The organism is Paracoccus lichenicola (assembly GCF_009708075.1).
Lineage (GTDB): Bacteria > Pseudomonadota > Alphaproteobacteria > Rhodobacterales > Rhodobacteraceae > Paracoccus > Paracoccus lichenicola.
In genome coordinates, this window is sequence record NZ_WMBT01000045.1 from 1 (window position 1) to 3232 (window position 3232).

The window sequence follows — 3232 nt, forward strand, 5'->3', positions numbered from 1 at the left end:
AGATGGGCAAGAAGACGGTCGCGGTTTATGCCGAGGAGGACAAGCTGGGCCTGCACCGCTTCAAGGCGGACGAGGCGTATCGCATCGGCGAAGGGCTTGGCCCGGTCGCGGCCTATCTGTCCATCCCCGAGATCATCCGGGTGGCCAAGGAAAGCGGCGCGGACGCGATCCATCCGGGCTATGGCCTGTTGTCGGAAAACCCCGACTTCGTCGATGCCTGCGTGGCCGCGGGCATCACCTTCATCGGCCCGCGCGCGGACACCATGCGCGCGCTTGGCGACAAGGCCAGCGCCCGGCGCGTGGCGATTGCCGCAGGCGTGCCGGTGATCCCCGCCACCGAGGTGCTGGGCGAGGATTTCGAGGCGATCAAGGCCGAGGCCGAGGCCGTTGGCTATCCCCTGATGCTCAAGGCGTCCTGGGGCGGGGGCGGGCGCGGGATGCGGCCGATCAACGGGCCGGACGAACTGGCGGACAAGGTCCGCGAGGGCCGACGCGAGGCCGAGGCCGCCTTCGGCAATGGCGAGGGCTATCTGGAAAAGATGATCCTGAGGGCACGCCACGTCGAGGTGCAGCTGCTGGGCGACACGCATGGCGGCCTGTATCACCTGTATGAACGCGACTGCACCGTGCAGCGGCGCAACCAGAAAGTCGTGGAACGCGCGCCCGCGCCCTATCTGACCGCCGAACAGCGCGCCGAGGTCTGCGAACTGGCGCTGAAGATCGGCCGCGCCGTGGGATACCAGAACGCCGGCACCGTCGAGTTCCTGATGGACATGGACAGCCAGCGGTTCTACTTCATCGAGGTGAACCCGCGCGTCCAGGTCGAACACACCGTGACCGAGGAGGTCACCGGCATCGACATCGTCCAGTCGCAGATCCGCATCGCCGAGGGCGCGACCCTGGCCGAGGCCACCGGCGTGCCCAGCCAGGACCAGATCACCCTGTCGGGCCACGCGCTGCAATGCCGGGTGACGACCGAAGATCCGCTGAACAACTTCATCCCCGACTACGGCCGGATCACCGCCTATCGCAGCGCCACCGGCAACGGCATCCGCCTCGACGGCGGCACCGCCTATTCGGGCGGGGTCATCACGCGCTATTACGACAGCCTGCTGGTCAAGGTCACGGCCTGGGCGCAGACGCCGGACGGCGCGATCCGCCGCATGGACCGGGCGCTGCGCGAGTTCCGGGTGCGCGGCGTCAGCACAAACATCGACTTCGTCATCAACCTGCTGAAACACCCGACCTTCCTGGACGACACCTATACGACCAAGTTCATCGACACGACGCCCGAGCTGTTCCAGTTCGACAAGCGCCAGGACCGGGCCACGCGCATCCTGACCTATCTGGCCGACATCAGCGTGAACGGGCACCCGGAAACCGCGGGCCGGCCCATGCCCCCCGCGCAGGCCCGCCCGCCCGTGCCGCCCGCGCCAAAGGCGGACCCCGCGCCCGGCACGCGGCAGTTGCTGGAGGAAAAGGGCGCGCAGGCCGTGGCCGACTGGATGGGCGCGCAAACCCGCCTGCTGATGACCGACACCACCATGCGCGACGGCCACCAGTCGCTGCTGGCCACCCGGATGCGGTCCATCGACATGATCCGCGTGGCGCCCTCCTACGCCGCGAACCTGCCGCAGCTGTTCAGCGTGGAATGCTGGGGTGGGGCGACCTTCGACGTGGCCTATCGCTTCTTGCAGGAATGCCCCTGGCAGCGGCTGCGCGACATCCGGGAACGGATGCCCAACCTGATGACGCAGATGCTGCTGCGCGCGTCGAACGGCGTAGGCTACACCAACTATCCCGACAACGTGGTCCAGTCCTTCGTCCGGCAAGCGGCGGAAAGCGGCGTCGACGTGTTCCGCGTCTTCGACAGTCTCAACTGGGTGGAAAACATGCGCGTCGCCATGGACGCGGTGATCGCCACGGGCAAGATCTGCGAGGGCACGGTCTGCTATACCGGCGACATGCTGGACCCCGATCGGTCCAAGTATGACCTGACCTATTATGTCCGCACAGCAAAGGATCTGAAGGCTGCGGGCGCGCATGTGCTGGGCCTGAAGGACATGGCGGGCCTTCTGAAGCCCGCAGCCGCCCGCATCCTCATCAAGACGCTGAAGGAGGAGGTGGGCCTGCCCGTCCACTTCCACACCCACGACACCTCGGGCCTGGCCGGGGCGACGATCCTCGCTGCGGCGGATGCGGGCGTCGATGCGGTCGATGCGGCGATGGACGCGTTCAGCGGCGGCACCTCGCAGCCTTGCCTCGGCTCCATCGTGGCGGCGCTGAAGGGCACGGACCGCGACACCGGCCTGGACATCGCCGCGATCCGCCAGATCAGCAACTATTGGGAACGCGTGCGCGAGACCTACGCCGCGTTCGAGAGCGGCCTGCAATCCCCCGCGTCCGAGGTCTATCTGCACGAGATGCCGGGCGGGCAATTCACCAACCTCAAGGCGCAGGCGCGCTCCATGGGGCTTGAGGACCGCTGGCACGAGGTGGCCCAGGCCTACGCGGACGTGAACCGGATGTTCGGCGACATCGTCAAGGTCACGCCGTCCTCCAAGGTGGTGGGCGACATGGCGCTGATGATGGTGGCCCAGCACCTGACGCCCCGGCAGGTGCTGGACCCAAGCGTCGAGGTCAGCTTCCCCGACAGCGTGATCGACATGCTGAAAGGGAACCTCGGCCAACCCCCCGGCGGCTGGCCCGAGGCGCTGCAACGCAAGGTGCTGAAGGGCGAGGCGCCGATCACTGACCGCCCCGGCGCGCACCTGCCCCCTGTCGATCTTGAAGCCGCGCGGGCGAAACTGTCCAAGGATCTGGGCGTCGCCATCGACGACGAGGATCTGAACGGCTGGCTGATGTATCCCAAGGTCTTTTGCGACTACATGGCGCGGCACGAGACCTATGGCCCGGTCCGTGCGCTGCCCACGCGCAACTTCTTCTACGGCATGGAGCAGGGGGACGAGATCAGCGTCGAGATCGACCCCGGCAAGACGCTGGAGATCCGCTTCCTGACCCTGGGCGAGACCGACGAGAACGGCCAGGTCAAGGTCTTCTTCGAGCTGAACGGCCAGCCGCGCCAGGTCCGCGTCCCCAACCGCAAGGCCACGAACGCCGCCGCCGCCCGTCCCAAGGCGGACGCCGCGAACCCCGGCCATGTCGGCGCGCCGATGCCGGGCGTCGTGGCCTCGGTCGCGGCCACAGTGGGGGCCAGGGTGCATCAGGGCGA

General features: G+C 67.8%; 1 protein-coding gene. It reads left to right on the forward strand.

All coding sequences use genetic code 11. From position 1 onward, the window contains the following. A partial coding sequence (gene pyc / locus GIY56_RS18200; RefSeq protein ID WP_154766245.1) for a pyruvate carboxylase occupies positions 1–3232 on the forward strand: 3232 nt, incomplete at both ends.